Genomic DNA, 17,019 nt, shown 5'->3' with positions numbered 1-17,019 from the left:
TTAACTCGTGCTACCTGAAGACCCTATTTATTAGGATTTTCAGATAGCACGAGTAAATACCAAAAAAGGGGGCGAGAAGCCCCCTTTTCATATTATACATAAATCTGTGCGATTAGTGCACTTCTCGCCAGTATTCTTTCTTCAGTAAGTAAACAAATACAAACAATACTGCGATAAAGATAAGTACCCACTTACCGATTTTGTGAGATTCAAGTTTAGAAGGCTCACCTGTGTACTCTAGGAAGTTCACGATATCGGCAACAGCTTGGTCGTACTCGTCAGGAGACATTGCGCCAGTACCATCTGACTTAATGCCTACATAACGCTTAACCATCTCTCCATCAACCATTTGCTCTTCATAAGTACGTGTTGGCGTACCTTGAAGTGGTTGAAGTACGTGTGGCATACCTACTTCTGGGAATACTGTGTTGTTCACACCAAATGGGCGGCTTTCGTCAACATAGAAAGAGCGCAGGTAAGTGTAAATCCAGTCTTCGCCACGAACACGAGCCACTAGCGTTAGGTCTGGTGGAGCAGCACCGAACCAGCCAGCAGCGGCTTCTTCTGGCATTGCACGAGTGATGTAGTCAGACACTTTTTCACCCGTGAACTGCAGGTATTCTTGACCTAGTTCGTCAGGAATACCCAAGTCTTGGAATGAACGCTGATAGCGCTGATACTTCATTGAGTGACAGCCTAAGCAGTAGTTCATGAACAATTGTGCACCGCGTTGTAAAGACGCCTTATCGGTTAAATCGATAGGCGCTTTATCTAGGTGTACGTTCCCGCCTGCCGCAAGCGCTACGCCAGGTAGGAAGAAGGCTAAAAAGCACATCATTTTTTTCATTTAGAAATCCTCTCTGGCACAGGTTTAGTGTTTTCGTTTTTGCTGTACAAGAACAGTGCTACGAAGAAACCGAAGTACATTACCGTTGCAACTTGCGACGCAATGATTTTCCAGTTTTCTTGCGGTGTACCACCTAGGTAACCTAGGAAGATAAACACAATTGCAAACACGATAAGGTTTACTTTGTGTAGGCCACAACGATAGCGCCATGACTTAACACGACCACGGTCTAACCAAGGCAGAGCAAATAGCGCAGCAATTGCACCGAACATCGCTAATACACCGAATAGCTTATCAGGAACCGCTTTTAGTACCGCGTAGAACGGTGTGAAGTACCAAACAGGGAAGATATGCTCAGGTGTTTTAAGTGGGTTAGCAATTTCAAAGTTAGGGTGCTCTAGGAATTTACCGCCCATTTCAGGGGCAAAGAACAGCACGTAAGTGAACAATGCTAGGAATACACAGAACGCCACAAGGTCTTTAAGTACGATGTGCGGGAAGAAAGGCAATACGTCATCGGCAATGTCGTACTTGCTTGTGTAGTATTCATGGATTTCATATTTCGTCTTTTCAGACTCAGGCAGTGAACCTTTCTTATGCTTGATAGCAATACCATCAGGGTTGTTAGAACCCACTTCGTGAAGTGCGATGATGTGAAGGAACACAAGAATAACAATAACCAATGGCAACGCAATAACGTGTAATGCGAAGAAGCGGTTTAGTGTTGCGCCAGAGATTACGTAGTCACCCTGTAGCCAGATAACAAGATCAGGACCAACAACAGGAATAGCACCAAATAGCGATACGATTACCTGTGCACCCCAGTAAGACATTTGTCCCCAAGGTAGTACGTAACCCATGAAAGCTTCTGCCATAAGCGCTAGGTAAATAAACATACCAAACACCCATAGAAGCTCACGAGGCTTCTGATAAGAGCCGTAAATCATGCCACGGAACATGTGTAGATATACCACAATAAAGAACGCTGATGCGCCAGTACTGTGCATGTAACGAATGATCCAACCGTAGTCGATCTCACGCATGATGTATTCAACAGAAGCAAATGCGCCTTCTGAAGATGGAACGAAGTTCATGGTCAACCAAATACCAGTAACAATCTGGTTTACCAAAACAATAGTTGCTAGAAAACCGAACACATACCAGAAGTTCATGTTCTTTGGAGCAGGATATTGAAGAGCGTGCATATTCGCAACGCGCATCATTGGGATGCGTTCTTCAATCCAACCTAGGAAAGCATTCATATTACACGGCCTCCGCTTCTGAACCGATGATGATGTTATTGTCATCAACGAATTGATATGGCGGTACAACCAGGTTCAACGGTGCAGGAACGTTTTGGAATACACGTCCAGCCATGTCGAATTTCGAACCGTGGCACGGGCAGAAGAATCCATCTGGAACGCCTTCAACCACTTCTTCAAATGCACCGTCTTTAAGATGCTGTGGAGAACAACCCAGGTGAGTACAGATACCAACAAGGATAAGGTACTCTTCCTTCATTGAACGGAAACGGTTTTGAGCAAAGGCAGGCTGCTGCTCAGCTTCAGAGTTAGGATCTTTCAGCTTATCTTCGTGCGCGCCTAGTTCTTCAAGAATTTCAGGCGTACGACGTACAATCCACACAGGCTTGCTTCGCCACATCACACGTACTAACTGTCCAGGCTCAATCCCGCTGATATCTACTTCAACGTCAGCACCAGCGGCTTTCGCTTTGGCGCTTGGATTCCAGGACGCAATAAAAGGCACAGCAGCACCAACGACACCTACACCACCAACTACCGACGTGGCAACGGTCAAGAACCGACGACGAGTGTTGTTTTCTGGCTGGTTTTCATTGTGTGCAGACTCTGTTGCATCTACAGATACATTGCTCATCCACATTTCTCCAGGTTTGGATAATTATGATGTGTAACCCAAGCTTATACTGGTTTTATCACGCTTGCGTCATGCATCATATGGCTTGTCATGACAGCGACGTAACAGTAAAAATTTACTGGTTTACGAGGTCACGAAAGTTTTCAAAATTTTCGACCGCAAATGATAAAAGAAAAGCCCTTATAAACACAAGGTTTTACTGATATTTAAGCGATAATTTAATTCAAAAGGTGTGTTTAGGTTTAGTGAGGGAAAGGCCTAAAATCAAGGTTTTGAAGAATATTTGGTTAGATAACACCAGCAAATTAAACCTTTGTTATGAATTGTAGAGGCTTGAAGGCTTTACTGAATGTGGGACGCAGGCAACTTGTAATAGAAAAAAAGCAATAAAAAACCCGGCATAAGCCGGGTTTTTGCAAATACAAAAAACGTAAAAATTAACGCTTTGAGAATTGTGGACGCTTACGCGCTTTGTGTAGACCAACTTTCTTACGTTCAACGCGACGTGCGTCACGAGTAACGAAGCCAGCTTTACGAAGTGCTGGACGTAGTGCTTCATCATACTCCATAAGAGCACGAGTAAGACCGTGACGGATTGCACCCGCTTGACCGTTAGAACCACCACCTTTAACAGTGATGTATACGTCAAACTTTTCAGTCATTTCAACAAGTTCAAGTGGCTGACGAACAACCATGCACTCTGTTTCACGACCAAAGTACTCGTCAAGAGCGCGTTGGTTTACTTTAATGCTACCTGTGCCTGGACGTAGGAACACACGAGCAGTAGAACTTTTGCGGCGGCCTGTGCCGTAGTATTGAGTATCTGCCATGTTAATAGCTCCTTAAATGTCCAAAACTTGTGGTTGCTGTGCGGTGTGCTTGTGCTCTGCACCTGCGTAAACTTTCATTTTACGGAACATTGCGCGACCTAGAGGGCCTTTTGGCAACATGCCTTTAACTGCTTTTTCAATAACCATTTCTGGCTTGTGAGCAATTAGTTTTTCAAAGTTTGTCTCTTTAAGACCACCTGGGTAACCAGAGTGCGCATAGTACATTTTGTCTTGCGCTTTACGGCCTGTTACCGCAACTTTCTCAGCATTGATTACTACGATGTAATCACCAGTGTCCACGTGAGGTGTGTACTCTGGCTTGTGCTTACCACGAAGGCGTAGTGCGATTTCAGAAGCCAAACGGCCTAGAGTTTTGTCTGTGGCGTCTACCACATACCAGTCACGTTGTACCGTTTCTGGCTTAGCAACAAAAGTTTTCATTTTCAAATTCACCCGAATAATATCGTCGTTACTGATTTCTGAACACCAGAAATCACCTTAAAATCAACACAATGACCCCTTCGAGCCGGCTGATTCTTCCACCTTCCCAAAGGTGGGCGTAACTGGGCAGGGCGCGAATTATACAGGAATTGAAGGAAATGCGAACCCCTAAGAACAAAAAATATGGATAAAATTCCATCATCTGCCGATGACATAGAAACCGATTTGAGGTAACGTCAAAACGTTGTATTTGGAACCGTTATAAAAACAAAATGAAAATGTCTCGCTTCGTAGCTTCAATGATGATGCTACACACGCTACTTATGGCCAGTGTAAATGCTGAGGAGTTAGTATATACACGTGCGTTTGCCGATGATGATTATGGAAGTTATCACGTAGCTGTACTCAATGCAGTTTTCGCAGCAACACCTGAATACGGTGATGTTGCTTTACTCCCTCACCCCCATCCTATGAGTCAGAGTCGTCAGCTTGTTACTTTGCTAAAGGGCGATGCGGATGTAATGTGGAGTGTCACCAACAGTAACCGAGAGCAGCGTCTTCTGCCCATTAAGTTACCACTGCTGAAAGGTTATTCAGGTTATCGCGTATTGGTGATTAACCCTTCTGAGCAGGCCAGTTTTGCCCAACAAACCGGCGAAGCATTAAAGCAATCAACCATGGTTCAAGGCGCAGATTGGCCAGATTTAAATGTACTTAAAGCAAATGGCTATAACGTAAGCGGTGAAGATTGGAGCCTTTGGTTCCATTCTATGTACTCTATGGTAGATAAGGGACTAGTTGACGCTTTCCCGAGAAATATCATTGAAGTACACCGTGATCTTACCCGACATTCTGAGAAAGCTATCACTTTAGAGAAGCATCACCTTCTCTTTTACCCCAATTACGAATACTTCTTCGTAAAGCCCGACAACATTGCTTTGGCTAATAGACTTCGCGTTGGCCTGATTAGGGTACTCGAATCTGGTGAACTTGAGACTATTTTCAACCGGTTTGATGCACACCGCAAAGCACAACGCATTGCTGACGGCAAAATGCGCAAAGTTCACATGCTGACGAATCCATCAATAGATTACACCCTACCCTATGCACGATGGGATAAACACACCGATCTTGCTATCAATACGCTGAAGCAAACCCAGTATTAGTCACAGGCTTTTCTATTCGTAGCGACACCTACTAAAGTGTTGCTGCGTTTTTTATTTAATCAAACTCATTTGTTTGGAATTTTCATGACATTAAAAAAACGACTTTCTTCTCTTTTCATTGCAGGCATAACATCAGCGTCGCTTGTATCTCCTGTATCAGCCTCTTCTAGTGAATTACTTGAGCTTCAACAACAGTGGGCAACAGTGAATTATCAACTAGATGGCGACGCGCAACTAAGCGCATTTTCAGAGCTTATTGAGCAAGCTAAAGCGCTCGTAGAACAATCGGGAAATAGTGCAGAATCGCTTACTTGGCTGGCTATTTCTCAATCCAGCACAGCCAGTGCCAAAGGAGGTTTAGGCGCCTTAGACTTTGCTGAAAGTGCGAAGGAAAATTTGGAACGCGCCATTGATAAAGAAGAAACGGTGCTAGACGGCACGGCGTTAACTGTTTTAGCTGCCCTTTATCACAAAGTACCAGGCTGGCCTGTCAGCTTCGGAAGTGACAAGAAAGCTGAAAAATTGTTTAAGCGTGCCCTTGAAGTTAATCCACATGGCATGGACCAGAACTTCTTTTATGCAGAGTACCTTTTCGACGAAGGTGAATACAAAGAAGCCCAAGCTTTTTTAACCCGCGCTCAAAACGCGCCTGAAAAAGCCAATCGCCCACTAGCAGACAAAAAACGCAGAGAAGAGATCGCTGCGCTTCAAGAAAAGCTAAATACTAAAGCTTAGCCGGCCTGATTAGTAAAGGTGGTTCAGTTATCTTTAACGTTCCACCTTTACTTTACACACTCCCCTTACCAACGATAGCTTATCACTTTTGCCTTGTTGTCTTTGCTTGCCAGCGCGTTTCGGGGAAGTGCTTTTTCACTTTCTTCTCAGCTTTACCTAGCCGCCAAATTTAATGCGTACACCCGCATTGGCAATAAAGCCATCATTGCGTGACCAGATATCGGTTGTCCAACGTCCACTTGGTGTCTGTGACTGTAATAATAAAGGATGCTCATCGGTTTGCTGAACATCAAGTAAGTTTTCTAAGTTTAAGAACCAGCTGTAACGCCCTGTCGTTATTTGCCCAAGTAAACCTAAATGCCAATAAGGCTTGGTATGCGTGATGTATGGATTATCGTCTACTCGCTGTACGCCAGTGTAATAAGCCTCAAACCCTACCATAAACTTGCCGTGCTGCTCCCACATTGCGACAAAACCAGCAGAATGCTGCGGCGTTAGCGCAAGCTTTCGTCTCCCTGAAGCATCGGGAACTTCTTCTGTGGCGTCTAAGTAAAGATAGCTCGCTGTTAGCTTCAGGTCTTCCCAATAATAACGAAGTAAAACTTCCGAACCTCGAATTTTTGATTCACCTTGCGCGTTCACCAAACGTACATTCGTAGACGGAGTGCCATCGCTACTATCCACAGCTTCTAATCGCGTTACGTTATCTACATTTGAGCCAAATAGGGTAAAGCTTGTCTCTATATCATCAAAGCGATAGGTTACGTCTAATGATGCGGTTTGCGCCTGCTCTTCTTTAAGCCCTTCTACAGGAAGTAAGCGTGATAACCCAGCAGCCTCGATTTCCTCAACAAAGGGCGTAGGGGCGAAATAGCCTTCGCCGTACGATCCTCTTATGGTGACATCACCTGGGCGATATAAGAATGAAACTCTAGGGCTAAATTGAGTACCGTATTCACTGTGGTCATCTAACCGTGCACTCCCTGACGCTGTAAATTCATCACTTATTTGATAGTCCACTTGAGTAAAAACCCCTGGGACTTCATAGCTGTAGTCAAAAGACGCAAACGTCTCAGAGTCATAAATATTAGATTGGTAGGCTACGCCCACCAGCCAATCACTCTTTTCGGTGTAGCCCGCTAAGCTGGTTTCAGCGAGGTAGCTTTCATGCTGATCATTTTCTACACCTGACAACTCATTGCCAAATTGATGCTCATGCTCCTGTGACATCGCTGAAAAGCGTGAATTAAGGGTAAGCGTATCGCCAAGCGGTTTTTCAAATACAAGGCCACTATCGATGCGCTCAGACTCAAGTCCGCGGATAAAAGGAGCTGCCGTTTCTCCAATGCCTACAGTCGCATCTCCTACAGTTCCGCCTTGTCGGTTTTCCGTCATATATCCGGTTGTGAAGTATAGACGCTCGCCATCATCGCCCTCCCAAAAGACGCGAGGTCTTACCGTATAACGCTCATAACCCGCTAAATCGGCCCAACCGTCATTATCAATATCTTCTTCACTTTGATGGTGCGCGCCAGCTGTCACAGAGCCGCTTAGGCTGTCACTAAAAGGTGTAGCCATGTAGGTTGTAAAATCCTGGCCGTCACGGGTGGTGAAATTTACCAACGCTTCTCCTTCAAACTCATCTTTTGGGCGACGAGAGACAAGGTTGATAACACCACCAAGTGCTGAGCCACCATACAATGACGATGCGGAACCTTTGATTATTTCAACGCGCCCTAAGTCTGTAGGGGGAATTTGAAGTAAGCCTATTGATGCAGATTGGTTACCGTAAAGAGGTAACCCATCAGAAAGGAGCTGAGTATAACGGCCATATAGACCTTGCAAACGAATATTTGCACTGCCAAGGGCAGGTGATGTAGTTTGCATTCTGACACCGCCAGTCTCAGCAACAAGCATTGAAATGTTACCCGGTCGCATCGCGGCTTTCTCTTGAATTTCTTCTCTATTAATCAATTCAACGCGAACAGGTTGGTCGTCTGCTATGCGGCCTGAACGGGTAGCCTGAACTACTATCTTTTCGACGTTTTCTTCCTCGTGAGCGTCATGTTCGCTGTGTTTGTCTTCATGGGCGTGTAACACAGAAGAGGGTGAATAAAATGCAGTTAACGCTAAGAGGTAAAGCGAGGGTCTGAAAAATGTCGCTGGCATGACCGTCCATAAAATCCATTGTATGTAGGACGCGCATTACATCATAGTCTGCCATTAAGCTCACACAATTTTGCCTTGTGAAATCATGCATTCAAAGCATACTCCTTTATATTCACTGGCATTCTCTTACTGGCGTATACCCTTTTTAATTCTGAAGTCCTTCTTATAGGCTACGTTTATCCCCATGTATAAATTGTAAACAGTTCTCATTCGGTATCAGCACTCCTATTATGAAAGAAAAAAGGAGTGGCCCAATGCCTAAAATCCCACGTTCCTCAGACAACGACTATACCGATGACATGAGCCGAACACGCCGCGAATTTATTGCGCGCGAGACCGGCACTCAGCTAAACCACTTAGGACACTATTCTATTCCGCCCGAAACCTTGTCGGGAAATATAGAAAACTTCGCAGGCGTTGCACAGGTTCCTATCGGCTTTGCAGGCCCGATGCTAGTGAACGGAGAGCACGCCAAAGGCGAGTTCTACGTTCCAATGGCCACAACAGAGGGTACACTAACAGCCAGCTACAGCAGAGGCATGCGTCTAACAAGAGAAGCAGGCGGTATAACGACCACCGTTATTGACGATGCTATGCAGCGAGCGCCTATGTTCGCGTTTTCTAACGCAAGAGAAGCCCTCGAATTTGGCAAATGGGTTGAGCAAAACTTTGAAGCCATTAAACAAGCCTGTGATAGTACCACCAGCGTGGGCAAGCTGAGGGATATTGAACAATATGCTGCCTCCAAGCTTCGTTGGCTTAGGTTCAACTTCACCTGCGGTGATGCAGCTGGGCAAAACATGGTAAGCAAAGCTACCAAAGCAGGCTGCGAGTGGATACAGGCAAACTACTCGGGCCCTATTGAACACTTTGTGCTGGCTGCAAACCTTGATACCGATAAAAAGCACTCGCACTTAAACTCGCTGCATACCCGCGGAAAGCGCGTTGTAGCAGAAATCACCTTGCCAAAACAACTTATGACGGAGATTATGCATTGCCCGCCAGAGGCTTTGTTTAAACAGCGCCAATATTCAAATATGGGCGCATTGATGGCAGGCAGCGTTAACAATGGTGCGCATTTCGCTAACGGCATTACCGCCATGTTCATCGCTTGCGGGCAAGATGTCGCTAATGTGGCTGAGTCGTCGGCGGGGTTTACCTACGCTGAAATTATGCCAAATGGTGACTATTACTTCTCTGTTACTATTCCATCGCTCATCGTTGCTACCTATGGAGGTGGAACGGGTCTGGCTACACAAAATGAATGTTTAAGCGTACTTGGGTGCACAGAAAGAGGTAGCGTTAACAAGTTTGCAGAAATTGTTGCCGCGACGGTGCTATGTGGCGATCTGTCTCTGGGTTCTGCTGTTGTAGCGGATGAATGGGTAAGCAGTCACGAGCGACTAGGTAGGAACCGTTAAAGGCGCTAAACAGCAGGGACGTTGGGGCGCGTAACAACAAAGTACGCGCCTATTCCCATGAATAGACCTATGCCTATGTACGCTGGAATAGGCATTGATGCGAACAGGCAAACCAGAATAAAGCTCACCAACATACTGCAGCACGCTATGCATTTCACTTTTTTCGAAATTGCACCATGTTTTCGCCACGCAACAAGACTGGGGCCATATTTAGGGTGTTGAAGTAACCAGTTTTCAAGGCGCGGTGAAGATTGAGTAAAACAAAAAAGCGCACCTATCAAAAAAACAGTTGTTGGCATTACCGGCAAGAATGCGCCAATAATACCTAGAAGGGTAAAAAACAACCCAAGTGATAAATACAGTACTTTTTTCATGAAATAGTAACGCCCAATCCAGTCCAATTCCTTGGTAAGTGTCATGACTTAACACCAGCGACACACCCTTCCAATATGCCAAATTTATACTCAGATATTAGATAAAGTGGATCTACATTGCTTTGTCGTAAATCAAACCTACTCTATAACCATACGCCAAAATAATGAAGTTTCCATCTACATTGGTCTAATTTACTTTGATGCGAATTGACACCTATCCATCTACGTTGCTGCACACCATAACTCTCGCTTACTGATATTGATTACAACACGACAAATGGCATACAACTATAGATAAACGATAATAAAAACTGTTATCATTTATACTAAAGTATTGGCTTTTCATCACGCTCCTTTTATCACACAACACTTGGATTTTTTTGCAATGAAATATTTAGCCGCGTTAATAGCTGCTTCGTTGACCTCCCCTGCTTTATCACAAGACATTGAAACCTCTTCGGATACACGTGAAATATCACCCGCGAAATCCGACCAAGTAGAGCGTGTGGTAGTGACTAGTAGAGCGATCAATCTATATCGCAATGGTAACTCATCTACAGGTAAGTTAAGTGTTGACCCACTTAATTCGACCCAACAAATCACTACAATCAACGAAAGCTTGATACGCGATCAGGGTGCGCGCAATGCAAAAGATATTTATCGTAACATTGCTGGTGTTAGCCAATTTAGCTATGCCGGTGTAACCGCCAGGGGTTTCAGACAAGAGGAAATCTTCTTCGATGGCTTACGCGGAGACCCTTATGTAGGTTTTAACGTACCTCAACTATTTAATATCGAGCGCGTAGACTTTTTAAAGGGCCCTGCCGGAATGCTCTATGGGCCGGGGGCGCCAGGTGGCTTGTTCAACTACGTCACAAAAAAACCTACGTCAGAATTCGACGCCAACGCTAGAATAATTGCTGGTTCGCATGCTCGCTTTGGAGGCTCAGCAGAAATAAATGGGGCAATTAATGACGACCAAAACGCCCGTGCAGGTGTTTTTTATGAGCAGCAAGATACTTATCGAGACAACAGCGACAGTGAAGTATTTATCTTCGATTCTGGCTATACATACGACCTTCAAGGCCACCTACTAACGCTTCAGTACACTCATTACTCACAGGATTTGGGCGCTAATCGACTGCGCGGAGTGCCCGTCGACGACAGCGGTAACTTTCTCACAAATCCAGACTGGAATCATAATGAAGCCAGTGACTTCCTAAATTTGCGCTCTGACTCTGTTCAGCTCTCTCTAGAAGGACAGCTTAACGATGCAGTAAGCTACAATACACGTTTGCGCTACATAGATAATGAACAAGAGCAGAACTACCATGAGCCACGTGCTCTTATTGATAGCGATGGAGATGGGAACATAGACCTTGTCGGCCGTGAATTTAGAGATCAGTTACGCGAACAAGAGCAACTTAGCTTTGGCGCCAACTTTGTATATTCAGGTGAGTGGTTGGGTGCAGACCATAGAACGGCGTTCGGCATTGACCTTTATAAAGGAAAAGAGGACGCGCTTTTAGGTGCTGCGGCTTTTCAGCAGGATTTCGTTCTTCGTTATCTAAGCGGGACTTCACTTGAATCAGATATCATTCCACTAACGCTTACTAACCCTAACTACGGTATAACGCAGTCTGAAAACTACAATGTACAATTCAGACCATTGAGCACAACCGAGCAAACGCGAAACGGTGCCTACGTACTGAATGAACTCGCTTGGGAGCAGTTTACCTTTGTTGCTGGTTTGCGCTACGACCAGTTTGAAGATGAAACGTCTAGTGCCATTTTCGACGATTCAAACGTAAGCTTCAGGGTTGGTGGTATTTATAAAATTAGCGCTAATATTTCACTTTATGGTCAATGGGCAGATTCATACGAACCACAGTCGGTAAGTAATCAGCAAGTTCAGGCGGGTGGACCGTTTGAACCAACGACCGGAGATATTATTGAAGGTGGTGTGAATGCAGAGCTGTTCGATGAAACCACCTTACTGCGATTGGCCGTGTATCAAATCACTAGGCAAAACCTCCTTCAGTCTACTGGCGAAGACCCTGAAGGCGATGGCATTGATAATGTCGCGCCCGTGGGTGAGGTGACCAGTGACGGATTCGAAGTTGAGGTTATCACTGACATAACGCCAAATTGGATCTTGAGCGTAGCTTACGGCTACAACGACGCAAGAATCACTGCAGATAATGGCGGTGGCGGTATTAGCAATAGTGTCGGCGACCGCTTCGCTAATGCGCCTCAGAATCAATTTGGTTTCTGGACGCGTTACCAAATACCTGAGTGGGATCTTGCCTTTGCCTTTGGTGGAAACTATGTTGACGACCAACTGAGCCTGTCTGGTCAGAACGTGAAGTCATATTTCATTGCAGATGCGTCGATAACTTGGGAAGTAGACAACTACAGCGTACTATTTAGAATAGATAACCTATTTGATAAAGAGTATGCCGAATCAGGCTTTATTGAGCGCACAGGTCACTTCCCCGGAAACCCAAGGAACGGTTTTGTAGAATTCACCTACAAGTGGTAAACACTGCGTTTTTTAAAATTCGGGATTGGCTATGCGCATGAATTCTGCTTAGAGTTCTGTTTATAAGTAGCGCTTTTAAGTTAAATTCTTGCGCTTAGCCCTTCTTTCTTTCAATTATACGCCATGCTTTTTACTATGTTCCCTGCACCATGCAGGGATTGTCTTTTACCTTACACAAGTATTTCATGACAAACGATAAAACCGCGCAAAGAAAGTACCTAAAGAAGTTATACAACTTGCACGCGTGGGTAGGTTTTCAGCTCTCACTTGTGCTTTTTATTATTGTTGCAACGGGCACTATTGCTACGGTATCCAATGAAATTGATTGGCTTGTGTTTGAGGAAATGCGCACGTTTAATACGCCTCCTAGCAGCCTAGACAGCGTCGATGATGAAATTGTTAAGTGGAACAGTATCTATGAGGCTACGCTTAACTATGCAGAACAAGCAAAGATGAAATCCATCTCGACCATGGGACATGATAATTTCACTTACCGTGTCAGAGCAGAATTCCCCGATGGTCATGACCGCTTTATCCACGTGGATCAGTACACCTATGAAGTGACAGGTGATATTCCTATTTTAACGATTCAGCGGTTCTTTCGAGACTTTCACCGCTATCTGTTTATGCCTAATTATCTTGGCTTACCAACGGTTACCTTTTTCGCATTCATTCTTGCTATCTCGCTGTATACGGGCCTAAAAACAACCCGAAACTGGAAAACCGCCATCACCCGTCTCCGCCTAAACCAAGGCCCAAGAATACTACTGAGCGACCTTCATAAACTGCTTGGGCTGTGGAGCCTCTGGTTTTTCATTATCATTGTTATAACCAGTTGGTGGTATTTATTTGAATTCGGTGCCGCAGTTGCAGGCAATCGATTTGAACCTCGCCCACCAAAGGCCACCGTCATTTCAAATTATGAGCAAGTTAACCCAGTATCAACCACGCAGTTTTCCAGTGCGTTTCAGAAGGCATCGCAAGCCATTGAGGACTGGCAGATCACCGGTGTACTATTTCCTACCTCAGACACAGCAGCACTGCGATTCACAGGTATAGGCAATAACCCTTTACTACGTGAGCGCGCGCATAAAGTAGATATTGATATAACCAATCAGCGTATTGTTGGCGTACAAGAGCCCAAAAGTATGGCCTGGACTAACTACCTCAATGAATACGCAGACCCACTGCACTTTGGATACTTCGGTGGGCTTTTGACTAAGTTAATTTGGTTTGTATTTGGTGTTGGTTTAACAACGCTTTCTGCAACGGGGGTGATGATGACTTGGAAGCGTACGAAATCCTCTGCTCTAACCAAAACACAAAAGCGAACGCTGCCCATCTTACTTCTGGCACTAGTCTATTTTGTCTTTTGGCTGCAGCGGTATTTGTAATTCGTTCTAACTGAAGACTCACATACCTCTGCACTAACGCGGCATTCACGTTATTAGTCTAAGCGGCGCTTTTAGTATGCTGCGCCGTACAACTACTTAGTGTTAGACGACTGCTTGACCTGCTGCCACAGCGCTTCCATTTCATCAAGCGTCAATACGTCGAGCTTGTCGCCCTGTTCAGCCGCTAAGCGCTCTACGCCTTTAAAACGGTTAGCAAACTTGTTACTGGCGTTTCTAAGTGCGGTATCAGCATCTACCTTGCAATGTCTTGCCAAGTTAACCATGGCAAAAAGTGCATCACCAATTTCTTCTTCAATGGCTTTTTGGTTGTCGGGCACGCCACTGTTTAGAGGTGCAATACCAGTATTCAGTGCCCCTTGTGCTCGCTGTTTGAAATCCAGCTCTTGCTGAATCTCTTCCACTTCCTCACGCACTTTCTCTATGACAGGTGCGGCATCAGGCCAATCAAATCCTACCTTTGCACAGGCTTTCTGCAGCTTTTGCGCGTACATAAGTGCTGGCATACCTTTAGGCACATTATCTAGAATACTGTTTTCTATTGCTTCGTTGCCTTGCTTTAAACGCTGCTTTTTAAGCTGCTTTTCTTGGGCTTTGATAGCATCCCACTGCGCGTTTAAAGCACTGTCGTTCAATTGGGTACGTTCGACCGTGACGTTTTCATTTGTATCGCCTGCACCTTCAGATGCAAGCGCGTTCGCAAACACATGAGGGTGGCGACGCACGAGCTTATCACTAATGCTTTGCGCCACATCGTCAAAAGTAAATGCACTAGATTCACTGGCTATCTGTGCGTAGAACACCACTTGAAACAGCAAATCACCCAACTCATCTTTAATGTCATGCATATCACCAGTGGCAATAGCATCAGCCACTTCGTAGGCTTCTTCTATGGTGTAGCGAGTTAGGCTTTCCATGGTTTGTTTTACATCCCACGGGCACCCAGATTGCGGGTCGCGCAGCTGCGCCATAATGTCAAGCAGCCGCTGCGTTTCACTAAGCTTAGCTTTGTTTGCGTTTTGCATCAGTCACGCCTTTAAGCTGTCGCAATCGGGTTAACACTTTTGATACGGTGTCGAGATCGTGCACCTCTATCGAAATGGTGATAAGCGCCGTCTGTCTATTTTTATCACTTAGGCTGTTCACGCCTAAAAGCGGCACGTTTTCATTCGCCAATACCGTAGTAATATCTCGCAACAGGCCAGTTCTATCGTGACAGAATATATCTATGCCTGTCTCAAAGCCCACTTTAAGCTCTTGTGACCAATTCACTTCTATTTGACGCTCAGGGTGTTGTGACAACAAGTGTTGCAGCTGGTCGCAGCTTTCTTTATGAACGCTTACACCACGGCCTTGTGTGATATAGCCTAAAATTGCTTCGCCTGGTACCGGCTTACAGCAGTTCGCCAGCTGGCTCATTAAGTGACCCACGCCCTGCACTACCACTGCATCTTTTTTGCCTGATCCGGCAGCAGTTTTGCGCGTTTTAACCTTAGGGCTAATTTCGGGTTCTGGGGCTGGGGGCTCCTGCAAATGATGAATAAAATTAATCACCTGCATAACGCGCACATCACCGGCACCTACCGCAGTGTACAAGTCATCGAGGGTTTGTAAGTTAAACTTCTCAAATGCCTCATTGGGTACTTTGGCAGGTAAGTGGGCACGCTGAAGTTCGCGTTCTAGCAGCTCTTTACCGGCAGCAAGGTTTTTATCTCTGTCCTGCTTTTTAAAGAAGGAATGGATAGTGGCACGCGCCCGTGATGAATGCACATAGCCAAGTCCTGGGTGCATCCAGTCGCGGCTTGGGTTTGGCTCTTTTCCGGTGAGCACTTCTATCTGATCGCCACTTTGCAGTAAATAAGTGAAAGGCACTATTCGCCCATTCACTTTTGCGCCAATACAACGATGTCCCACGTTACTGTGAATGTAGTAAGCAAAATCAAGCGGTGTAGCGCCTTGGGGAAGGTCAATAACATCGCCTTTGGGTGTGAACACATACACCCTATCGTCAAACACCTGGCTGCGAAGTTCTTCAACTAAATCGCCAGATTCGGCCACTTCCTCTTGCCACGCTAATATGCGACGAAGCCAGTTTATACGCTCGTCATAGCCTGACTGCTTGCCCGTACTGCCCTCTTTATATTTCCAGTGAGCAGCCACACCCAATTCTGCATCCTGATGCATTTTCTGCGTGCGAATTTGAATCTCTACCGACTTCCCTTCAGGCCCCACGATAACCGTGTGAATAGACTGGTAACCGTTAGGTTTTGGGGTTGCAATGTAGTCGTCGAATTCGTTCGGTAGGTGCTTATAGCTGGCGTGAACCGTACCAAGCGCCGCGTAACAGTCTTGAAGTCGCTCGGCAATAATACGCACCGCACGAATATCAAAAAGCTGCTCAAACGTAAGGCGCTTTTTCTGCATTTTTTTCCAAATGCTGAATATGTGCTTAGGACGGCCGTAAACCTCTGCGCGAATTTCTTCGCTATCAAGCAAGCCTTGCAAGTCGCCTACTATGGTTTCTATGTACTCGGCACGCTCTCGGCGCTTGCCGTCAAGCTGATGAGCTATTTGCTTGTAGGTGATGGGGTGTAGATAGCGAAACGCAAGGTCTTCAAGCTCCCACTTTAACTGGCCAATGCCCAAACGGTTTGCCAATGGCGCATAGATGCTAGCGCATTCGCGGGCCACCATAACGCGGGTTTCTTCGTCGGCTTTTTTAACCTGTTGCAATGCACAAATGCGTTCTGCCATTTTGATCACAACGGCACGCACGTCTTCTACCATCGCAAGCAGCATACGACGAATACTGTCTATGTGCTGTTCGTCCGACTTTTCTGCAAAGCCAGAGCCTTTTACTTTACGCGCATGTAGCGACTTGATGGCATCCATTCGGCGCACGCCAACGATCAAATCGCGTATTTCCCCGCCGAATTCTTCATAAATATCGTCTTCACTTAAGGCGTGCTGTTCGCAATATGGAAAAACCAAGGCTGCCTGAAGCGTTGCGTCATCCATATTGAGCTGACACAAAATCTCAACCATTTCCTGACCAACCAACAGTCGCTCGGGAATAGATGACACTGCACTTAGTTTTTCTTTTGTTTCTGCACTTAACTCAAGGCTATCTAACCACGCTTCAAAGGGTGGTCGGTCGGCTTGGTGGACCTTTCTTGTCGATACCAT

General features: G+C 45.5%; 14 protein-coding genes. 5 read left to right on the top strand and 9 right to left on the bottom strand.

Annotated features, from left to right (window positions below; all coding sequences use genetic code 11):
* Nucleotides 1–112: 112 nt before the first annotated feature.
* The 5 genes from MASE_RS03280 to rplM form a co-directional block, all read right to left on the bottom strand.
* Nucleotides 113–847 carry a cytochrome c1 gene (locus tag MASE_RS03280; RefSeq protein WP_014948333.1) on the bottom strand — a complete coding sequence of 245 codons (735 nt, stop codon included), beginning with the start codon at nucleotides 845–847 and terminating at the stop codon, nucleotides 113–115.
* Complete coding sequence (locus MASE_RS03275) at nucleotides 844–2,109, bottom strand: cytochrome b (RefSeq protein ID WP_014948332.1); 1,266 nt, start codon at nucleotides 2,107–2,109, stop codon at nucleotides 844–846. Before MASE_RS03275 ends, MASE_RS03280 begins: the two co-directional genes overlap by 4 nt.
* A 1-nt stretch (nucleotide 2,110) precedes the next feature.
* On the bottom strand, nucleotides 2,111–2,743 hold the full coding sequence (petA, locus tag MASE_RS03270) for a ubiquinol-cytochrome c reductase iron-sulfur subunit (protein ID WP_014948331.1): 633 nt from the start codon (nucleotides 2,741–2,743) through the stop codon (nucleotides 2,111–2,113).
* Nucleotides 2,744–3,180: 437 nt separating this feature from the next.
* A complete protein-coding gene (gene rpsI / locus MASE_RS03265; RefSeq protein WP_014948330.1) occupies nucleotides 3,181–3,573 on the bottom strand; it encodes a 30S ribosomal protein S9 in 393 nt (130 codons plus the stop codon).
* Nucleotides 3,574–3,585: 12 nt separating this feature from the next.
* Complete coding sequence (gene rplM, locus MASE_RS03260; RefSeq protein ID WP_014948329.1) at nucleotides 3,586–4,014, bottom strand: 50S ribosomal protein L13; 429 nt, start codon at nucleotides 4,012–4,014, stop codon at nucleotides 3,586–3,588.
* A gap of 278 nt (nucleotides 4,015–4,292) precedes the next feature.
* Here rplM and MASE_RS03255 point away from each other — a divergent pair, with 278 nt between their 5' ends.
* Both MASE_RS03255 and MASE_RS03250 read left to right on the top strand, forming a co-directional pair.
* Nucleotides 4,293–5,180 carry a hypothetical protein gene (locus tag MASE_RS03255; RefSeq protein ID WP_232362804.1) on the top strand — a complete coding sequence of 296 codons (888 nt, stop codon included), beginning with the start codon at nucleotides 4,293–4,295 and terminating at the stop codon, nucleotides 5,178–5,180.
* 84 nt (nucleotides 5,181–5,264) lie between these two features.
* Complete coding sequence (locus MASE_RS03250; protein WP_014948327.1) at nucleotides 5,265–5,915, top strand: tetratricopeptide repeat protein; 651 nt, start codon at nucleotides 5,265–5,267, stop codon at nucleotides 5,913–5,915.
* Between the two features lie 156 nt (nucleotides 5,916–6,071).
* Here MASE_RS03250 and MASE_RS03245 read toward each other — a convergent pair whose 3' ends face one another.
* Entirely contained in the window at nucleotides 6,072–8,084 is a 2,013-nt protein-coding gene (locus tag MASE_RS03245) for a TonB-dependent receptor plug domain-containing protein (protein ID WP_014948326.1), read from the bottom strand.
* A gap of 254 nt (nucleotides 8,085–8,338) precedes the next feature.
* Between MASE_RS03245 and MASE_RS03240 the strand changes: the two genes are divergently transcribed.
* Nucleotides 8,339–9,505, top strand: a complete 1,167-nt coding sequence (locus MASE_RS03240) for a hydroxymethylglutaryl-CoA reductase (protein WP_014948325.1) — start codon at nucleotides 8,339–8,341, stop codon at nucleotides 9,503–9,505.
* A gap of 5 nt (nucleotides 9,506–9,510) precedes the next feature.
* Here the strand turns inward: MASE_RS03240 and MASE_RS03235 are convergent, their stop codons facing one another.
* On the bottom strand, nucleotides 9,511–9,879 hold the full coding sequence (locus MASE_RS03235) for a YbaN family protein (RefSeq protein WP_039224923.1): 369 nt from the start codon (nucleotides 9,877–9,879) through the stop codon (nucleotides 9,511–9,513).
* A 385-nt stretch (nucleotides 9,880–10,264) separates the two neighbouring features.
* Here MASE_RS03235 and MASE_RS03230 point away from each other — a divergent pair, with 385 nt between their 5' ends.
* Together MASE_RS03230 and MASE_RS03225 are read left to right on the top strand one after the other, a co-directional pair.
* Nucleotides 10,265–12,421 (top strand): TonB-dependent siderophore receptor, encoded by a 2,157-nt coding sequence (locus MASE_RS03230; protein WP_014948323.1) that lies wholly within the window; start codon nucleotides 10,265–10,267, stop codon nucleotides 12,419–12,421.
* Between the two features lie 185 nt (nucleotides 12,422–12,606).
* The gene (locus MASE_RS03225) at nucleotides 12,607–13,815 is read left to right on the top strand and encodes a PepSY-associated TM helix domain-containing protein (RefSeq protein WP_014948322.1); all 1,209 of its coding nucleotides are present in this window, start codon (nucleotides 12,607–12,609) and stop codon (nucleotides 13,813–13,815) included.
* Between the two features lie 92 nt (nucleotides 13,816–13,907).
* On the opposite strand, the gene mazG is transcribed toward MASE_RS03225, so the two are convergent.
* Both mazG and relA read right to left on the bottom strand, forming a co-directional pair.
* Nucleotides 13,908–14,858: a nucleoside triphosphate pyrophosphohydrolase gene (gene mazG / locus MASE_RS03220; protein WP_014948321.1), complete on the bottom strand. Its 951-nt coding sequence runs from the start codon at nucleotides 14,856–14,858 to the stop codon at nucleotides 13,908–13,910.
* Entirely contained in the window at nucleotides 14,836–17,019 is a 2,184-nt protein-coding gene (gene relA / locus MASE_RS03215; protein WP_014948320.1) for a GTP diphosphokinase, read from the bottom strand. Before relA ends, mazG begins: the two co-directional genes overlap by 23 nt.

The organism is Alteromonas macleodii ATCC 27126 (assembly GCF_000172635.2).
Lineage (GTDB): Bacteria > Pseudomonadota > Gammaproteobacteria > Enterobacterales > Alteromonadaceae > Alteromonas > Alteromonas macleodii.
This window is presented reverse-complemented; position numbering and strand designations above follow the sequence as displayed.